Genomic DNA, 15,676 nt, shown 5'->3' with positions numbered 1-15,676 from the left:
TTGAAAAGCATTGATAAAACGGGAGAAACTGATACGATAGAAAGTAAGTGAAAATGATTATCAGTTACAGTTAATCATTAATTGTTTTTAGAGGGGATAGGAGTTTCAAATGATTAAACAACTCATGCGCTTTCCAGTTTTATTAATTCTTTTTATATTTTTGACTATCCTTTCATTGTTTGTGGGCGTTAGTCAGCTTTCTATTACACAAATTTTTCATTTAACCGCAAATCAGCAAAATATACTTGTTTCGAGCCGTATTCCAAGAACAGTCAGTATTATCATTTCAGGCAGTTCTTTAGCACTGGCTGGACTGATTATGCAACAGATGATGCAAAACAAGTTCGTCAGTCCGACAACTGCAGGGACGATGGAGTGGGCGAAACTAGGGATCCTCATCTCATTAATCTTCTTTCCGCAAGCGCATATTTTAATTAAGCTGTTATTCGCTATGGTACTTAGTATCGGCGGAACATTCTTCTTTATGAAATTGATTCAAATTATACGTTTTAAAGATGTTATATTCGTGCCGTTACTCGGTATTATGATTGGCGGTATTATATCTAGTTTAACAACGTTTGTGGCATTAAGGACGAATGCACTGCAAAGTATTGGGAACTGGTTGAACGGTAACTTTGCGATTATCACAAGCGGTCGATATGAAGTCTTATATTTAAGCATCCCATTGCTTATTGTTACGTATATTTTTGCCAACTATTTCACTATTGCTGGTATGGGTAAAGACTTCAGCCATAACTTAGGAGTCAACTACGATCGAATTATGATGTTCGGCTTAACGATTACTGCAACAATGACCGCATTAGTCGTTGTGACAGTTGGTACTTTACCGTTCTTAGGCTTAATTGTGCCGAATATTGTGTCTATCTATAGAGGAGACCATTTAAAAAATGCCTTGCCGCACACTGCAGTCTTAGGTGCGATTTTTGTATTGGTGTCCGACATCTTAGGACGTGTGATTGTTTATCCATATGAAATCAATATCGGATTGACTATCGGTGTCTTCGGGACATTAATTTTCTTAGTAATGTTATTTAAAGGGAGTCGCAACTATGAGTCATAAACAAAGTAATATCAGATTATTTATATTATTGGGTGTAGTTGTGGTAACAGGTATTTTATATCTCTTGTTAGGCATTGACTTTGATATCTTTGCGTATCAGATACAAAGTCGAATCAGGAAACTGATTTTAATGATTTTAGTCGGTGCAGCGATTGGTACCTCTGTCATTATATTCCAAGCGATTACAGTCAACCGATTATTAACACCGTCTATGATGGGATTAGATGCGGTCTATATGTTTGTCAAAGTTGTCTTAGTCTTTATCTTTGGTATTCAATCAATGGCAGTGACAAATATTTATCTCAACTTTGCGTTAACATTAGTCGCAATGATTATATTCGCACTCATTCTATTCCAGGGTGTTTTTAAATACGGTAACTTCTCAGTGTACTTTATCTTATTAATCGGTGTGATTTTAGGTACATTCTTTAGAAGTATCACTGGCTTTATCGAACTCGTAATCAACCCTGAAGATTTCTTAGCTGTACAAAGTTCAATGTTTGCGAACTTTAATGCATCGAACTCAAAATTAGTTGCCATCAGCAGCATTGTCTTAGTTATTCTAATTTTAATTACAATTAAAATCTTGCCTTATTTAGACGTATTACTATTAGGGAAAGCACAGGCATTGAACTTAGGTGTCAACTATACACGAATGACACGTTTATTAATGATTATGGTCGCGTTATTAACTTCAATCGCTACAGCGCTTGTTGGTCCGATTACATTCTTAGGGTTATTAACTGTGAACATTGCGCATGAAGTCATGAAAACATATGAACATAAATACTTATTACCTGCGACAATATTTTTAAGCTGGATCAGCTTATTTACTGCAGAATGGATTGTAGAACATTTATTTGAAGCCACGACAGAAGTAAGTATCCTCATCAACTTAATCGGAGGAAGTTACTTCGTATACTTATTGATTAAAAGGAGAAATTCATGATGATACAAGTTCAAGATTTAAATAAAACGATTCATGATAAACCGATTCTTAAAGATATTAACGTAGAAATTCGTAAAGGACGTTTGACGTCATTAATAGGTCCAAACGGGGCAGGTAAAAGTACCTTATTATCTGCGGTCAGCCGTTTAATGGATATAGATACAGGTTCTATAGAACTTGAACACGAAGGTATTGGCGCATTTACAAGTAATGAAATTGCGAAGAAGCTTTCAGTTTTAAAACAAACGAATCATACGGAACTAAATATTACAGTCGAACAATTAGTCGCATTCGGTCGCTTCCCATACTCTAAAGGCCGATTAGACGATACAGATAAAGAAAAAATCAATGAAGCTTTAGATTTACTCCAACTACAAGAAATCAGAGATCGTAATCTTAAAACACTTTCAGGTGGTCAACGTCAACGTGCTTATATTGCGATGACAATCGCACAAGATACAGAATGCATCTTATTAGACGAACCGCTGAATAATCTAGACATGAAATATTCAGTAGAAATTATGAAAACATTGAGAAAGCTAACACGAGAACATGGCAAAACAATTGTAATTGTATTACACGATATCAACTTTGCGTCTAGTTATTCAGATGATGTAATTGCGATGAAAGATGGCGAAATCGTCAAAGCGAGTGAACGAGACGAAGTTATTCAACCAAGCATCTTAAGACATCTTTATGACATGGATGTCGATATCGAATGCATCAGAGGCCAAAGAATTTGCCTATATTATAGTTAAGCACTGACCATTTGAAAGGGGTGATGCCGATTTTTTACGGCATATCAAGACGGGGGTCTAACACATTTCAGGAGGATAAAGAAAAATGAAGAAATTAGGCTTATTTATTTTAGTTAGTATTATGTTTTTACTTGCTGCGTGTGGTAATGGCAGTGATTCAAAAGAAAGTTCAGAAAAAGGTTCATCAGATAAAAAGACAGTTAAAATTGAAAATAATTACCAATTAAGAAGTGAAGATCCTAAAGGCGGCGATGAAAAAGGGGTTAAAAATGAAGTTGAAGTACCAGTGAACCCTAAAAATGCTGTCGTTTTAGACTATGGTGCATTAGATACACTTAAAGCTATGGGTGTCGCAGATAAAGTTAAAGCAGTACCTAAAGGTGAAGGCAACAGCACATTACCAGACTTCTTAAAAGAATTTAAAGATGACAAATACATCAACACAGGTTCATTAAAAGAAGTGAACTTCGATAAAATTGCGCAAGCTAAACCAGAAGTTATCTTCATTTCATCACGTACAGCTAACCAAAAGAATTTAGATGAATTCAAAAAAGCAGCACCAGACGCTAAAGTTGTTTATGTAGGTGCTGATGATAAAGACTATGTCAATTCAGTGAAGAAAAATGCTGAAAACTTAGGTAAAATTTATGACAAAGAAGATAAAGCGAAGTCATTAAATAAAGAATTAGACAAAAAAATCGCTGACATGAAAGATAAAACAAAAGATTTTGATAAAAAAGTAATGTACTTATTAGTAAACGAAGGTGAATTATCTACTTTCGGTCCTAAAGAACGTTTCGGCAGCTTAGTTTATAACACATTAGGCTTTAAACCAGCTGACAGCAAAATCAAAGGCAGCTCACATGGTCAAAACGTAACAAACGAATACATCAATGAGAAAAATCCAGATGTGATTTTAGCAATGGACCGTGGTCAAGCTATTGGTAGTAAATCAACTGCGAAACAAGTCTTAGGAAACGATGTAATTAAGAATGTTAAAGCAGTTAAAGACGATGAAATTTATGAACTTGATCCGAAATTATGGTACTTTGCTTCAGGTTCAACAACTACAACAATGAAACAAATTGACGAATTAAAAGAGGTTGTTAAATAATAATTACCATTTTTAATAGGGGGAAGATGGTAATTAAAAAACCGAGTCGGAATGCAATATATTTCCGGCTCGGTTTTATTTAGTTTAAATCGTCATTAATTTGTATACTTTATTTTAAACGTCAAAGTATAAAGGATAATGTGCAGCGCATCTTGGATTGAATTGCGCATCACAGTGCGGACAATGGTCTGTTTCCATATATTCCTTGATTGACAATGTGGTGTCACATACACCACATAAAATCGCATGTTCATCGAATTCTGATTTTGACCATGGCACAGGTGCATGATCTTCTGATTCATTATGGCAATGGATACATGCATAGAATTTATTACAGCATTTGAATTTAATGGCGATAACATCAACAGGTGTATGGTAATGCGTACAACGCGTCTCATTGTCTAGACCGATACCATGAACAGTATGATGTTTATTATTCATCTTCTGGATGATCACCAATAACACGTACTTCTGGATGCAATTCGACATCAAATTTTTCTTTAACAACTTGTTGTACATGGTGAATCAAGTCTTCATAATCTGTCGCAGTACCGTTATCAACATTGACCATAAATCCAGCATGTTTCGTTGAAACTTCAACACCGCCGATACGGTGGCCTTGTAAGTCAGAGTCTTGAATTAATTTACCCGCAAAGTGGCCTGGTGGTCTTTGGAAAACACTGCCGCATGAAGGATATTCAAGTGGTTGTTTAGACTCACGACGTTCTGTTAGGTCGTCCATAACGGCTTGGATTTCATCTTGTTTGCCAGGTGTTAAGTTAAATGCAGCTTCTAGCACAACCAAGTGTTGTTTTTGAACAATACTGCTTCGGTAGCCAAGTTCTAATTCATCACGTGTAAGTTGTACAAGTTCACCGCGTTCATTGACACATACCGCGTAATCAATACAATCACGGACTTCGCCGCCATAAGCACCGGCATTCATAAAGACAGCACCGCCAATTGATCCTGGGATACCGCAAGCAAACTCTAAGCCAGTTAAAGATTCATCACGTGCAGTACGGGAGACATCAATAATCGCTGCACCGCTTCCTGCAATTATGACATTATCTTCAACTTTAATATAATCCATAGACAATAGGCTCAATACAATCCCGCGAATACCGCCTTCACGAATAATAATATTAGAGCCGTTGCCTAAATAAGTGACAGGAATGTTGTTGATTCTAGCAATGTGATTGATGGCTTGAACTTCTTCAAAAGTTGTCGGACTGAGATAGAAGTCAGCATTTCCTCCTGTTTGCGTATAAGTATAGCGTTTTAATGGTTCATCAACTTTAATAATTTCTTCTGGCAGAACTTTTTTCAGTTCTGTAAGAATGTCATCTTTGTGCAACGATAGAACTCCCTTTCAATTATTTTCACTTTCTTATTATAGCAATGAAACAGGCTTTTTGTGAAATACAATCCGCTTAATTCAACCCGTATCTTCGTGACAACTTTTCAAACAAAGCTGATTTACCTGTTTCATAGTCACGAATAGTCTCTGATTTAGCATGTAAAGCTTGTTTTGCTTCTGCAAATTCTGCTTGTAACTCAGAATTATGGGTTAAAGCCTCTTGCATCGTTAAATAGTGGTCATATTGATCAGATTCAATTTGTAATATGTGCAGACGAACGATTTGTTTAAGTTCTTTCATATTATTGAATTGCGCCATTACTACTTTTTTCTTATAACGGTGGTGCAAGCGATAGAAACCAGCATAATTTAATCGTTTTTCATCTAAAGCTGTAATATCATGTAAATTAGTAACGCCGACTAATAAATCTAAAATCGGTTCTGTTGGATAATTAAAATGTGCAGTACCGCCGATATGGTGGACTGTCTTAACAGGTGTATTAAGTAGACCGAGTAATAAGTCACTTAACTCTTGAAATTGATTTTGATAATTTTGAAGCGCTTGCCTATCTTTGATTAAGGGCTGCGTTTTAGAATACATATTCAACCGTCCTTTGTAAAAGTTCTAAAAGTATTATATTATGAATTCTGACATACTCAAACATTAATCATGCAAACTATACAGATAAAAAGACAGGAGTGGACAATGTGAAAAAATGGCTTCTCGCAATAACGATTGTTTGTCTAACGCTGTCTCTTGCGGCATGCAATAGTAAAACACAGTCAGATTTAAATCACTTTGAAAAAGCGAAGCATGAAGTGGATAAAGAAGAGAAACATGTTAAACAAGTCATGGATGATATTCATTTAAATCGTTTAAGTGAATTAAGCAAATCAGATTTAACAGATAGAAACAAAACAGACTTTCAACAAATGGAGAAAGATATCGATAAGAAATTAATGCCGGCCTTTAAATCTTATAAAAAAGCCGCAAAACAGCTTCCTGCAGAAACTAAAAAGGTGAAACAATTACGTCACACGTATTTGCATGAGGTAGACCAACAAGAAAAAGCATTAAAAGATATTCGCAGCTTCGTACATTTATGTAATCAATCCATCAAAGCGAATGAAGATATTTTAAATTACACGAGATTATTTGAGAAGAATCGTGCACTTTTAGAGAAGCAAGTAACAGAAGCACGTCAAAATGGTGAAACTGAGAGTATAGATAAATTTACAAGTAAATTAAAACATCATAATAAGGAGTTGCAGAAGATTGCGAAGAAATATTTAGATGCTGACAATCCTCAAAACACTAAAACAGTCATCAAAGAAAAAATTCAACCTTTAATCAGCAAACAAATTGAAGAGTTGAATCAAGCAAGTGTATCAGAAGAAAAGACTGCAAAAGCGCATCAGACCGCAATCGAAATGTATTATAGTCTGCAAAATTATTACGAGACACGACAAAGAACCATTGACATCAGCCGTAAATTGGAGCAATATGATATGAATAAAACTCCTTTAACAGGGAATGAATTAGATAAGTACCACCATCAATTCCGTAATGATTTCAAGGGCTTAAAGAACGATGTACATCAGAATGATTGAAAAAAGCAAGAAAAATATTAGTATTTTGGTTAACATTGAAATATAAAGTGTGTATAATTAGACACATTGAAATAGGAAATGGAATGAATGGGACTATCACTTTAGGTGATAAATATTTTTAGAGGTGAATAGAATGGCTACAAAGCTGACTTCAATTGACCAGTTTAAACAAGTAATTAACGACAACAAATATGTATTTATTATGAAACACAGTAACACTTGCCCAATTTCAGCAAATGCTTACGATCAGTTCAATAAATTCTTATATGAACGTGATATCGATGGGTATTATTTAATTGTGCAAGAACAAAGAGATGTATCTGATTACATTGCAGAACAAACTGGCGTGAAGCATGAATCGCCACAAGCTTTTTATTTTGTTGATGGTGAAGTTAAATGGCATGCAAGTCATGATGACATTAATGTGACTTCACTTGCACAAGCTGAAGAGTAAACTTGCTTGTCAGGGGACACAAGCACTAATAACATAAAGTAAAAAGCGGACTCCATGCTTTTAGACGTTGGACATGATGGGTATATGTTTCCAACACAATCTGAAAGCTTGGAGTTTTTTTAATTTAAAGCAAAACAAGCATTAGGCGTTACAGTAGGTTTTTTGAAATAAGCCCTGTATAATATTTAAGTGAATTGAACAAACATTGGGAAACTTTATTTGAGGTGACAAAATGAGAGTATTAGTCGCAATGGATGAATTTAATGGAATCGTTTCAAGTTATGAGGCGAATCGATATGTAGAAGAAGCGGTCGCTAGTCAAATTGAAGAAGCGGATATTGTCCAAGTGCCGCTGTTCAATGGGCGTCATGAATTGATGGACTCTGTCTTCTTATGGCAGTCTGGCACGAAATATCGTGTGAATGTCCATGATGCAGATATGAAACAAGTTGAAGGTGTTTATGGTAAGACTGAGAGCGGCATGACGATTATTGAAGCGGATTTATTCTTACAAGGGAATCGACCGCTGACAGAGCGTACCAGCTATGGTTTAGGTGAATTGATTGCGGCAGCATTAGATAATGATGCCAAGCATTTAGTGATTTCACTCGGTAATATCGCAAGTTTTGACGGCGGTGCTGGTATGCTGCAAGCGTTAGGTGCCAAATATTACAACGATGAAGGTGAACCTGTCGATGCGAAAGAAGGCGTAGGCGTATTAAAATACATTCGTCGTGTAGATTTCTCAGGCCTTGATCAACGATTAAAAGAAACGCGTATCCAACTCGTCTCTGACTTTGCCAGCAAGATGTATGGTAAAGAAAGTGAAATCATGCAAGTTTATAAATTGTTAGAGATTTCTAGAGAAGAAGCTGCGACGATTGATAATTTAGTTTGGTATTTCAGCGAAATCTTAAAAAATGAAACACGTACGGTGACAAGTACAGTAGAACGCGGTGGTGCAGGTGGCGGTATTGCGGCTGTCTTAGCTGCACTTTATAACGCAGAAGTTCTAACAAGTCATAGCTTAGTGGATCAAATTACGCACTTAGAAAACTTGATTGAACAAGCAGATTTAATTATGTTCGGTGAAGGTATCAATGAACAAGATCATTTATTAGAAACAACATCATTAAGAATTGCAGAGCTTGCGACAAAATATCATAAGCCTTGCATTGCGATTAATGCGACAGCAGATAAATTCGATCGTTATGAAGCGTTAGGTGTTACAGGTATGTTCAACTTATTTATGACAATGCCGAAGCGCTATACAAGTTTTGAAGCCGGTTTACAAATCCGCTTCTACGCTGTCCAAGCTTTAAAGCTCCTAACAACAACATTCAATACGCAAAAATCACAAACAAAAGCATAATCAACTAATAATCTTAAATGAATAATCAAAAATGGCTGAACCCTTTGTAATTTAGGTTCAGCCATTTTTATATTTATACGTACATAGTGACGTCTCTTTAGTAACGTTAAAGTTGTATTATGCTTCGGTATTGCCTACTTCTTCTGCGATACCTACAATCACTTGTACTGCTTTTTCCATGACATCGATAGAAGCATATTCAAATGGGCCATGGAAGTTATCGCAACCTGTGAAGATGTTTGGTGTCGGTAGACCCATAAATGATAGTTGTGAGCCGTCTGTACCACCGCGAATCGGTTCGGTATTAGGTTCAATACCTAATTGTTTGAAGACACGTTTTGGAACCTCGATGACTTCAGGTACTTCATTGATTTTTTCAGCCATATTGAAGTATTGGTCATGGACTTCTACTTCAACTGGATTATTTGAATAATCTGCGTTAATTTCATTTTTAATATCTTCAAGTAATGCTTTACGTGCTTCAAAGCGATTGCGGTCGTGATCACGTACGATATATTTCAATTGAGCTTTTTCAGTTGTACCATTGAAGTTCATCAAGTGGAAGAAACCTTCATAGCCTTCTGTTTCTTCTGGCACTTCATCTTGTGGTAATTGACTATCGAAGCGTTCGCCTAATTTAATCGCATTAACCATGACATCTTTCGCAGAACCTGGATGTACATTGACACCATGACAAGTAATCGTTGCTTCAGCTGCGTTAAAGCTTTCAAATTGTAATTCGCCATATTGACTGCCGTCCATTGTATAGGCAAAGTCAGCCCCGAAACGAGCTACATCGAATTTATGAGGCCCGCGTCCGATTTCTTCATCTGGCGTAAATGCGACACGGATACGTCCGTGTTTCACTTCTGGATGTTCAACTAAATAGTTTAAAGCAGTCATAATTTCAGCAACACCCGCTTTATCGTCTGCGCCAAGTAATGATGTACCGTCTGTAATCATTAAAGTGTGGCCTTCTACTGATTTTAAAGCAGGGAAGACAGTTTGGTTTAATTCGCGGTCCGTATCGCCGAGTTGAATTGGCTTGCCGTCGTAGTTTTCAATGATTTGCGGCTTAACATTTGTCGCATTAAAGTCTGGTGAAGTATCAACATGAGCTAAAAAGCCTACAGTCGGTACTTCTTTTGCGATATTGCTCTCTAATGTCGCAAATAAATAGCCATTATCATCCAAGTCTGTATCTAAACCAAGATTTTCTAATTCTTGTTTTAACACATTTAACAAATCCCATTGTTTCTCAGTTGATGGTGTTGCTTCTGAGTCTGGATTAGATTGTGTATCAATCTCCGCATAACGTTTCAGTCTGTCGATTAATTGTTCTTTCACTTGATATGCACCCCTTAACCTCTATTATTCATGTTAAATTGTTTCCTATAGGATTTACCTTTCATTTTACCATAGTTGATTCTAATACGATTATAAATATGGTAACTGATTTCTGCACATAATATACCAAAAGCAATGGCACCTGAAATCAAGGTAACCTCTAAAAAAGTGTTGACTGCATGGGTATATTGATTTGTGACTAGGAAACGTGTGGCTTCATACGCAGCGCCCCCAGGTACAAGGGGAATGATACCTGGCACAATAAAGATAATGACAGGTTGGAAATAACGTTTTGCCATCGCATGACTCATAATTGCTAAGATAAAGCTGCCTAGGAAAGAAGCAGCTACTTTACCTGAGTTCAAATCCATCGAAATGATGTAGATGGTCCATCCCATTGCGCCTACATAACCGCATGCCGGCAATTGTTTACGCGGCGCGTTGAATAGGATTGAAAATAGCAATGTAGAACAAAAGCTGATAACAAAGTGAAATAAATAATGTAAGATCAATTCTGTAACACGCCTTTCTTAAAAGAAGAGTAAAATAATCGCAACACCGGCACCGATCGCAAAGGCAGTCAATGCAGCTTCCATACCGCGTGACATCCCAGCAAGCAATTCACCGGCCATTAAATCTCTGATTGCATTAGTGATTAAAATACCTGGTACTAAGACCATGACCCCTGAAATGGTAATAATATCTTGGTTGATGGACAGTCCGAGTTTATGACTGATGGCGGCGACACTAATGACAACAATGGCACTGATAAACTCAGAAAAGAATTTGATTTGAATAAAACGTTGAACGAAATCGAATGTTAAGAAAGCACCTGCACCCGCCAAAATGGCAAAAATGGAATCTTGTGCAACGCCTCCAAACATAAATAAGAAAAATCCACAGGCAATAGAAGCAGCTAAAAATTTAGTTAAATATGAATATTGCAGTGAAGCATGTTCTAAATGAATCAATTCTGATTTTGCTTCATCAATCGTTAGTTCATTTTTAGCGATTTTACGTGAAATATTATTGGCTAGAGCAATTTTTTCTAAGTCCGTTGTTCTATCACGCACACGAATCAATCGTGTGTTCGTTCGGTCGTTTAATGAGAATATAATCGCAGTATTCGACACGAAACTGTTGGTATTATCTAAACCAAAACTATAAGCGATGCGAGACATCGTATCTTCAACACGATATGTTTCTGCACCGCTTTCAAGTAATATCTTTCCTGCAGTGAGTACAACGTCTATCACTTTGTTCTCATCTATTATGGTAATTGCTTCTTCAGGCACCTTTTTGCGCTCCTTCTCGTTTGATTTTGTTGACACTTGAAAGTTTACAGGGAACAGTAAAAAGTTGCAATAGAACATCGATGATTGCAATAGAAATGAAAAAAAAGAGACAAGAACCGTAATAGATTCTTGTCTCAATATGTCATTTTTTGAAACAAATGGTTTATTTAACAATTGGGTTAAACATCACTTGGTTACGCCCTTCATTTTTAGCCATATGCAACATATCATCTGCATCTTTAAAGACTTTACGTTGTGATTTGTAATCGTCTGCGGTTAAATAACCGATACCGATAGATACAGAGAGTTTGATGACTTCTTTATTCGGCAAGTGGAATGTTGATTGTTCCACGCCTGCACGAATACTTTCAGCCAGTTTTACACTTTGGTCGAGTGAATAACCAAGTAGTACTACTGAGAATTCTTCGCCGCCGTTTCTGAATATTTTCATGTTCGGTGGCACATAGTTGATTAATAGTTGTGAGATTTGTTTTAAGACTGCATCTCCTGAACGGTGCGTAAAGGCATCGTTTACATCTTTGAAGCCGTCGATATCAATTAAAAGTAAACCTAAACTTGTATTTTTATCATCTGCTTTGTCTGTCATTTTATTTAAATGACGATCAAATTCTTTTACATTGCCAAGTCCAGTTAAATAATCATAACGTTCTTCGTTTTCATAACGTTGGACAAGTGTAAAGAAACGCCAAATATCTACAAAGATAATGGAAGATGCGATGGTAACTATAAATGATATCGGGATTAAGTATATAATTTCTTGTAATGTATAGAAGTGCGTAATCATTGAAACGACACTTAAGATAACTAAACTTACGACGTTCAAGATTTGAAGAGACACAATATCATTTTGTTTGATAAAGGGTCCGATGATGCTTACAGCTAAGGCGATAATTAATAAAGCAATATTATATGCCAAAGGATCGCCGTAAACGAAAACATCTACGACAAAAATAATAGCTGCAGCCACCATAGTAAAGAAGACGTTTGTATAACGTCCTAAAAATAAGAGCGGCACAAATGTTAAATAAAGTAAATAATTATGAACTGGTATCGGATAGGCCGCAAGTAAAAGTGCGACGACAGTCATAAGAATCGTGACATAAGTTTGTGAAAACTTCATTTGTTTCGTTTCTGAATATTGCAGTCTATGAAAGAGATAGATACCTGCAACAGTCACCGAAGTATTGTAAATGATAGCTTCAATCATAATTGATCTGCTCCTTTGTATAACCACTTAGTTATTGTAAGTGAAAATATACATTTTGTCATCTGAAACATTGATAACTGTTATTATAATCTACTACAATAATCAATAATTCGTGTTAAAATAGATTATTGATATTGTATACATATGAGTATTGAAGGGAGGTTCCCTTGTCAAAAGGCAGATAACAGCGTGTTCTCTTTAAGTATGACATAGATTGAACAGTATTTTGGCAATGGATATAAAATGATAACACTTTTACTGATATTAGTTACCATGGCGGTAAGTGTGATTTTGACGCCGATTGTGATTAAAATATCCAAAAAGCTGGATATTATGGATAAGCCGAATTATCGAAAAGTGCACACGAAACCTGTTTCTGTACTAGGGGGAACGGTGATACTCTTTGCGTTTATTTTAGGAATTTGGATTGGTCATCCTATTGAACGTGAGATTATTCCTTTAATTCTTGGAACGATGATTATGTATTTTGTCGGTTTGATTGATGATGTGCATGACTTAAAGCCGTTGTACAAACTTGCAGGTCAGATTTTAGCTGCGTTAGTCGTAGTGTATCACGGTGTCACAATTGACTTCATTCAATTGCCGTTCGTTCCAGGCACGATTCAGTTCGGTATTTTAAGTATTCCGATTACTGTTTTTTGGATTATTGCGATTACCAATGCGATTAACTTAATCGATGGGCTAGATGGTTTAGCCGCAGGGGTTTCAACTATCGCATTTATGACGATTGGCTTTATTGCGATATTACAAGCGGATATTTTTATCATGATGATTTGTTCAGTCATGATTGGTTCGTTGCTCGGCTTTTTATTTTATAATTCACATCCCGCAAAGATTTTCTTAGGAGACAGCGGCTCACTACAACTCGGCTTTATTATCAGCTTTGTTTCTTTACTCGGGTTCAAGAATATTACTTTCTTCTCGTTACTGTTCCCGATGGTGATTTTAGCCGTACCGTTTATCGATACATTATTTGCGATGATCAGAAGAGCGAAAAAGGGACAACGTATTATGCAGCCGGATAAATCGCATTTACATCACAAGTTATTAAAACTTGGTTATACACACCGTCAAACCGTGTTTTTAATTTATTCGATTGCGATTATGTTCAGTATCTCAAGTGTTATTTTATACTTATCACAACCATGGGGCGTTGTGATGATGTTGATTCTAATTCTAGTCACGATTGAATTGATTGTAGAATTTACAGGATTAATTGATGACAATTATCGTCCGTTATTGAGTATGCTTGAGAAACGTGGCAGCAGACACGACAAAGAATAATATGTAAAATCACATAAAAATAACCGCTTGAGTTTCGTCTTGTGAAATTCAAGCGGTTTTTTATATCTAATTTGTTTCAATATCGAAAGGCAGGCGCGTTACTTGTTCTTCATCTAATTCGAATGTACCTGCAGTAATTCGATTTAAAAAGTTGATAAAGTCTTCGTAATCATCTTCTAATACATCGATACGGTAACTCACTTTATCTGTATACATCGTATCTCTTAAAATGAAGTTTGTTGATTGCAGTTCGTATTCGAATTTACCTGTCTGTTCATAACTGATTGTAACTGTAGTGGGTATCGCATTACGTAATTCAACACGTCCGCCTTCTTTGATCGCATCACGAACGGCGCCACTGTACGCTCTGATTAAGCCGCCTGTACCAAGTTTGATGCCGCCGAAGTAACGTGTCACTACAGCTGCAGTATTATGTGTCTCAAGTTTTTTTAGAATTTCTAACATTGGTACGCCAGCTGTACCACTTGGTTCTCCATCGTCATTTGCTTTTTGAATCAACATACTATCGCCGATGGTATACGCTGAACAGTTATGTGTGGCATCGCGATGTTCTTTTTTAACTTCATCAATAAAAGCTTTTGCCTCATCTTCACTTTCTACTGGCTTAATATGAGCGATAAAACGTGACTTGTTAATCACGTTTTCAATCACGTATTCTTGTTTAATCGTAATAATATGATTCTCCATTTTATGACATCCTTTAACTAGTTCCTATGACAATAGAATTGCTTGTCTTTGCTTCTATTATACATGCTCCGGATATTTTTTCTAAATGGAAGAATCAATTTTCTTTTTTAATAAAATAGGGTATGATTGACAATGAGTATATTTGAGGAGGAAAATCATGAAGATTGCTGTAATGACGGATTCTACAACATCATTAACACAAGCTTTATTAGATGAATATGATATTTCGGTTGTGCCATTAAGTGTGATATTTGAAAATGGAGATTCCTTTATTGAAAGAGAGGATATTCAACCAAGTGAATTATATCAGCGTATGCGTTCAGAAACGCAAATTCCGACAACAAGTCAGCCCGCTATTGGTAAAGTCGTAGAAGAATATGAGAAACTCAAAGATGAAGGATATACAGATGTTATCGGTTTATTCTTATCAGCAGGTATCAGTGGTACATACCAATCAGCAACACAAGCTGGCGAAATGGTCGAAGGCATTAACGTGCACACATTCGATTCAAAATTATCAGGTATGATTTTAGGCGGATATGTGGTTTATGCTGCTGAACGCGTAAGAGAAGGTGCATCTCCAGAAACAATCATCGATGAATTATTAGAGATGCGTGAACATACAGGGGCAGAAGTTGTTGTAGATGACTTAAAGAACTTACAAAAGAGCGGCCGTATTACAGGTGCACAAGCGTTTATCGGTACATTGTTAAAAATGAAACCTGTCTTAAAATTCGAAGATGGCGTGATTGTACCATTAGATAAAGTGCGTACGAAAAAACGTGCTGTCAAACGCATTGAAGACGGTGTGTTAGAAAAAGTTAAAGATTATGATGAGGTTACACTCTATGTCGTTAATGGTGATTCAAGAGAAGATGGCTTGAAACTTTATGAGAATTTGAAAAAACGTTGCCCTGATCATTATGTGATCAACTATTCGGATTTCAGTCCGGTTATTGCATCGCATTTAGGTGTCGGCAGTGTCGCATTAGGTTTCACTAATAAACGTATTCCATCTTTAGAAAATCGTCCAGAGGACTATGTAGAACAATAATAAATTTAAATACAATTTTTCGGGCAAATGAAGTCCACTG

Annotated in this window: 17 protein-coding genes; 9 read left to right on the top strand and 8 right to left on the bottom strand. The window is 36.3% G+C overall.

The window, feature by feature from the left end; translation table 11 throughout:
- Positions 1-124: 124 nt before the first annotated feature.
- The 4 genes from MUA87_RS10490 (at position 125) to MUA87_RS10475 (ending at position 3,902) form a co-directional block, all read left to right on the top strand.
- A complete protein-coding gene (locus tag MUA87_RS10490) occupies positions 125-1,081 on the top strand; it encodes an ABC transporter permease (RefSeq protein ID WP_262551400.1) in 957 nt (318 codons plus the stop codon).
- Positions 1,071-2,030, top strand: a complete 960-nt coding sequence (locus MUA87_RS10485; protein WP_002481526.1) for an iron chelate uptake ABC transporter family permease subunit — start codon at positions 1,071-1,073, stop codon at positions 2,028-2,030. The genes MUA87_RS10490 and MUA87_RS10485 overlap by 11 nt, the downstream gene beginning before the upstream one ends.
- On the top strand, positions 2,030-2,788 hold the full coding sequence (locus MUA87_RS10480; protein ID WP_002481527.1) for an iron ABC transporter ATP-binding protein: 759 nt from the start codon (positions 2,030-2,032) through the stop codon (positions 2,786-2,788). The genes MUA87_RS10485 and MUA87_RS10480 overlap by 1 nt, the downstream gene beginning before the upstream one ends.
- Before the next feature lie 85 nt (positions 2,789-2,873).
- Complete coding sequence (locus MUA87_RS10475) at positions 2,874-3,902, top strand: ferrated catecholamine ABC transporter substrate-binding lipoprotein SstD (protein WP_002481528.1); 1,029 nt, start codon at positions 2,874-2,876, stop codon at positions 3,900-3,902.
- A gap of 114 nt (positions 3,903-4,016) precedes the next feature.
- On the opposite strand, the gene MUA87_RS10470 is transcribed toward MUA87_RS10475, so the two are convergent.
- From MUA87_RS10470 to MUA87_RS10460, 3 genes are all read right to left on the bottom strand, one after another.
- The gene (locus tag MUA87_RS10470) at positions 4,017-4,343 is read right to left on the bottom strand and encodes a CHY zinc finger protein (RefSeq protein WP_107587317.1); all 327 of its coding nucleotides are present in this window, start codon (positions 4,341-4,343) and stop codon (positions 4,017-4,019) included.
- Complete coding sequence (gene murB / locus MUA87_RS10465) at positions 4,336-5,259, bottom strand: UDP-N-acetylmuramate dehydrogenase (RefSeq protein ID WP_023015383.1); 924 nt, start codon at positions 5,257-5,259, stop codon at positions 4,336-4,338. Before murB ends, MUA87_RS10470 begins: the two co-directional genes overlap by 8 nt.
- A 76-nt stretch (positions 5,260-5,335) precedes the next feature.
- Positions 5,336-5,863 (bottom strand): GrpB family protein, encoded by a 528-nt coding sequence (locus tag MUA87_RS10460; protein ID WP_057510206.1) that lies wholly within the window; start codon positions 5,861-5,863, stop codon positions 5,336-5,338.
- 107 nt (positions 5,864-5,970) lie between these two features.
- On the opposite strand from MUA87_RS10460, the gene MUA87_RS10455 reads away from it, so the two are divergent.
- From MUA87_RS10455 to MUA87_RS10445, 3 genes are all read left to right on the top strand, one after another.
- Positions 5,971-6,873, top strand: coding sequence for an EMYY motif lipoprotein (locus MUA87_RS10455; RefSeq protein WP_002481531.1), 903 nt, complete (start codon positions 5,971-5,973; stop codon positions 6,871-6,873).
- A 133-nt stretch (positions 6,874-7,006) separates the two neighbouring features.
- Complete coding sequence (gene ytxJ / locus MUA87_RS10450) at positions 7,007-7,327, top strand: bacillithiol system redox-active protein YtxJ (protein WP_002481532.1); 321 nt, start codon at positions 7,007-7,009, stop codon at positions 7,325-7,327.
- 232 nt (positions 7,328-7,559) lie between these two features.
- Positions 7,560-8,699, top strand: a complete 1,140-nt coding sequence (locus tag MUA87_RS10445; RefSeq protein ID WP_002481533.1) for a glycerate kinase — start codon at positions 7,560-7,562, stop codon at positions 8,697-8,699.
- 117 nt (positions 8,700-8,816) lie between these two features.
- Here MUA87_RS10445 and pepT read toward each other — a convergent pair whose 3' ends face one another.
- The 4 genes from pepT to gdpS all read right to left on the bottom strand — a co-directional run bounded on the left by pepT (position 8,817) and on the right by gdpS (position 12,569).
- A complete protein-coding gene (gene pepT, locus MUA87_RS10440; protein WP_262550749.1) occupies positions 8,817-10,046 on the bottom strand; it encodes a peptidase T in 1,230 nt (409 codons plus the stop codon).
- A 14-nt stretch (positions 10,047-10,060) separates the two neighbouring features.
- Complete coding sequence (locus tag MUA87_RS10435; protein ID WP_031262607.1) at positions 10,061-10,555, bottom strand: threonine/serine exporter family protein; 495 nt, start codon at positions 10,553-10,555, stop codon at positions 10,061-10,063.
- 21 nt (positions 10,556-10,576) lie between these two features.
- The gene (locus MUA87_RS10430) at positions 10,577-11,341 is read right to left on the bottom strand and encodes a threonine/serine exporter family protein (RefSeq protein ID WP_002481536.1); all 765 of its coding nucleotides are present in this window, start codon (positions 11,339-11,341) and stop codon (positions 10,577-10,579) included.
- 163 nt (positions 11,342-11,504) lie between these two features.
- Positions 11,505-12,569 (bottom strand): GGDEF domain-containing protein GdpS, encoded by a 1,065-nt coding sequence (gdpS, locus tag MUA87_RS10425; RefSeq protein WP_023015380.1) that lies wholly within the window; start codon positions 12,567-12,569, stop codon positions 11,505-11,507.
- A 243-nt stretch (positions 12,570-12,812) separates the two neighbouring features.
- On the opposite strand from gdpS, the gene MUA87_RS10420 reads away from it, so the two are divergent.
- Positions 12,813-13,874, top strand: a complete 1,062-nt coding sequence (locus MUA87_RS10420) for a glycosyltransferase family 4 protein (protein WP_002481538.1) — start codon at positions 12,813-12,815, stop codon at positions 13,872-13,874.
- Between the two features lie 66 nt (positions 13,875-13,940).
- Here MUA87_RS10420 and MUA87_RS10415 read toward each other — a convergent pair whose 3' ends face one another.
- Positions 13,941-14,582: a YigZ family protein gene (locus MUA87_RS10415; RefSeq protein ID WP_002481539.1), complete on the bottom strand. Its 642-nt coding sequence runs from the start codon at positions 14,580-14,582 to the stop codon at positions 13,941-13,943.
- A 157-nt stretch (positions 14,583-14,739) separates the two neighbouring features.
- Here MUA87_RS10415 and fakB1 point away from each other — a divergent pair, with 157 nt between their 5' ends.
- A complete protein-coding gene (gene fakB1, locus MUA87_RS10410; RefSeq protein ID WP_002481540.1) occupies positions 14,740-15,636 on the top strand; it encodes a fatty acid kinase binding subunit FakB1 in 897 nt (298 codons plus the stop codon).
- The last annotated feature ends 40 nt before the right edge of the window (positions 15,637-15,676 follow it).

Source organism: Staphylococcus simulans (assembly GCF_025561465.1).
In the GTDB taxonomy this organism is placed as follows: domain Bacteria; phylum Bacillota; class Bacilli; order Staphylococcales; family Staphylococcaceae; genus Staphylococcus; species Staphylococcus simulans.
This window is presented reverse-complemented; position numbering and strand designations above follow the sequence as displayed.

What these genes read in the sequence shown, in the direction of transcription:
- MUA87_RS10490 (WP_262551400.1), top strand. Translation starts at nt 125, where the DNA reads ATGCGCTTTCCAGTTTTATTAATTCTTTTTATATTTTTGACTATCCTT.
- MUA87_RS10485 (WP_002481526.1), top strand. Translation starts at nt 1,071, where the DNA reads ATGAGTCATAAACAAAGTAATATCAGATTATTTATATTATTGGGTGTA.
- MUA87_RS10480 (WP_002481527.1), top strand. Translation starts at nt 2,030, where the DNA reads ATGATACAAGTTCAAGATTTAAATAAAACGATTCATGATAAACCGATT.
- MUA87_RS10475 (WP_002481528.1), top strand. Translation starts at nt 2,874, where the DNA reads ATGAAGAAATTAGGCTTATTTATTTTAGTTAGTATTATGTTTTTACTT.
- MUA87_RS10470 (WP_107587317.1), bottom strand. Translation starts at nt 4,343, where the DNA reads ATGAATAATAAACATCATACTGTTCATGGTATCGGTCTAGACAATGAG.
- MUA87_RS10460 (WP_057510206.1), bottom strand. Translation starts at nt 5,863, where the DNA reads ATGTATTCTAAAACGCAGCCCTTAATCAAAGATAGGCAAGCGCTTCAA.
- ytxJ (WP_002481532.1), top strand. Translation starts at nt 7,007, where the DNA reads ATGGCTACAAAGCTGACTTCAATTGACCAGTTTAAACAAGTAATTAAC.
- MUA87_RS10445 (WP_002481533.1), top strand. Translation starts at nt 7,560, where the DNA reads ATGAGAGTATTAGTCGCAATGGATGAATTTAATGGAATCGTTTCAAGT.
- gdpS (WP_023015380.1), bottom strand. Translation starts at nt 12,569, where the DNA reads ATGATTGAAGCTATCATTTACAATACTTCGGTGACTGTTGCAGGTATC.
- MUA87_RS10420 (WP_002481538.1), top strand. Translation starts at nt 12,813, where the DNA reads ATGATAACACTTTTACTGATATTAGTTACCATGGCGGTAAGTGTGATT.
- MUA87_RS10415 (WP_002481539.1), bottom strand. Translation starts at nt 14,582, where the DNA reads ATGGAGAATCATATTATTACGATTAAACAAGAATACGTGATTGAAAAC.
- fakB1 (WP_002481540.1), top strand. Translation starts at nt 14,740, where the DNA reads ATGAAGATTGCTGTAATGACGGATTCTACAACATCATTAACACAAGCT.